The sequence below is a fragment of the Okeania sp. SIO3B5 genome, from assembly GCF_010692555.1.
GTDB lineage: Bacteria > Cyanobacteriota > Cyanobacteriia > Cyanobacteriales > Microcoleaceae > Okeania.
Genome location: NZ_JAAHHG010000596.1, coordinates 3,373 through 5,773, shown reverse-complemented (window position 1 = coordinate 5,773; position 2,401 = coordinate 3,373). Strand labels below are relative to the sequence as shown.

The window sequence follows — 2,401 nt, the reverse complement described above, 5'->3', positions numbered from 1 at the left end:
TAAATGGTTTCTATAGATATAGATTTAATACATCACATCTCACCTTCAGTGTCTCCAATTGGTTGGAGCTTGTAGACGCAGAGCAACAACTTTTCAGTATCCCCATCTATTTCTTCTTCAATTAATACAGCTAATTTCTAACAAGAACTAATAAGTTTCTGGTTTATTTTTAATTCAATTTTTTTGTATCTTTAAACTATCTAGGGCTTGCTGAAAAAGTCTTATGGGTGAAGGTAGGAGACAGGAGACAACCCACCCCTAGCCCCTCCCAGGAGGGGAGGGGGAGACAGGAGAAATGGGAATTTGGAGGAGGTAGGAGCGGGCGTTTTTTCCCAAGATGGTTCTGCCCAACTCTTGACCAAAATCCTGAATTTTTGAACCATTACCACCTAAAACCTCGCACTTTTTCCAGCTCTAAAATTGCTCAAACCAATATCAGTCAATAAGCGCGATATTTAATCAGCAAACCCTATCTACAATCATAACATTATCTAAAATCTATAATCACTACTATGGCTCAATCTTCTCAAGCACGACTGCAAAAATTAGCCTCCTACTTAGGCCCCCACTGGAAAAAGTCATCATTAGGAGTTTTTTCTCTACTAATAGTCAATAGTTTAGGAATTTATATTCCTAAATTAATTAGTCAAGCAATAGATGATTTAAAAGTAGCGACCAAATTTGATGAATTCTTACACTATGTAATAGCAATTATAATTTTTGCCTCTATTATGTGGGTAATTAGAGTAATATCGCGCATACTCATATTTGGAGTAGGAAGACAGGTAGAATTTGACCTTAAACAAAAGATTTTTAATCGACTCTTAAAATTAGAGCCATCCTACTTTAGTAATAATACAATAGGAGATTTAATTAACCGCGCCACAAGTGATGTTGATAATATCCGCAGACTATTAGGTTTTGCAGTATTAAGTATTAGCAATACAATTTTTGCTTATGGTTTAACCATGCCAGTTATGCTTTCTATTAATGTGCGGTTAACTCTATTAGCAGTTTCTGTTTATCCTGTCATGCTAATACTGGTAAAAATATTTAGTACTAAATTGCAGAGTCAACAATTAGCTGTGCAAGAAGAACTTTCTAATATGAGCGATTTGATTCAAGAGGATATGAATGGTATTTCTCTAATCAAAATATATGCTCAGGAGGAAAATGAACGACAAGCTTTTAGTAATTATAATCAACGACTATTAGAAGTAAATTTAGACTTAGCTAAAACTCGTAATATTCTTTTTCCTCTCCTAGTTAGTTTAGCAAGTTCAAGTTTATTAATATTGCTAATGAATGGGTCGATATACTTGGAAAATGGCGAATTAACTGTTGGTAATTTTGTAGCTTTAATTATTTATGTTGAGCGTTTAGTTTTTCCCACTGCATTACTAGGTTTTACTATTACTGCTTATCAAAGAGGAGAAGTAAGTATTGACCGTATAGAAGCTATTCTCACAGTTGAACCGAAAATTAAAGACCATGAATCACCTCTAGATTTTCCCAAAGTAGTAAAAGGTTGGGTAAAAAGCCAAGGATTAACATATACTTATCCAGGTAGTAAAACACCAGCCTTAGACAATATTAATTTTCTGATTCAACCAGGAGAAACTATTGCTATTGTCGGTTCTATTGGCTCAGGAAAATCAACTTTAGCAAACACATTACCTCGACTTTTAGATATTAATATTGACCAATTATTTATAGATGGCTATGATATAACTCAAGTAAAATTAACAGATTTACGACAGGCGATCGCCTACGTTCCCCAAGAAAGTTTTCTCTTCAGTACAACAATTAAAAATAACATCTGTTATGGCAATCCATTAGCAGAACAAATAGAAATAGAAGCTGCTGCTAAACAAGCACAAATTCACGAAGAAATTCTCAACTTTCCCCAACAATATGAAACGATAGTTGGAGAAAGAGGAATTACTTTGTCAGGGGGACAAAGACAAAGAACGGCATTAGCAAGAGCTTTATTAGTTGACGCTCCAATATTAATTTTAGATGACGCACTTTCCAGCGTAGATAATCAGACAGCAACTAATATTTTGCAAAATTTATCAACTGGAACTCAAAAGAAAACTGTAATTTTTATCTCTCATCAAATGTCTGCTGCTGCTACTGCTAATAGAATTTTTGTCATGGATAAAGGGAGAATTGTACAAACTGGAAATCATGCAGAATTAGTAGAGCAAACCGGATTATATAAATTACTTTGGAATGAGCAAAAATTAAAGCAGTTATTAGAATAGGAGTCAGAATTTAGAATTTATAATTTAGAATTCAGAATTTCCTACGGAATGCTGTGCCAACAGAATTCAGGACCCAGAATGAATAGATTTAATACAATTTTTGATGTTGTAAATTATCTTTATTCAGGAGTCAT

Annotated in this window: 1 protein-coding gene; it reads left to right on the top strand. The window is 33.9% G+C overall.

Annotated elements, in window-relative coordinates:
• Positions 1-512: 512 nt before the first annotated feature.
• Positions 513-2,267, top strand: a complete 1,755-nt coding sequence (locus tag F6K54_RS38995; protein ID WP_293089559.1) for an ABC transporter ATP-binding protein — start codon at positions 513-515, stop codon at positions 2,265-2,267.
• Positions 2,268-2,401: the final 134 nt, after the last annotated feature.

What these genes read in the sequence shown, in the direction of transcription:
- F6K54_RS38995 (WP_293089559.1), top strand. Translation starts at nt 513, where the DNA reads ATGGCTCAATCTTCTCAAGCACGACTGCAAAAATTAGCCTCCTACTTA.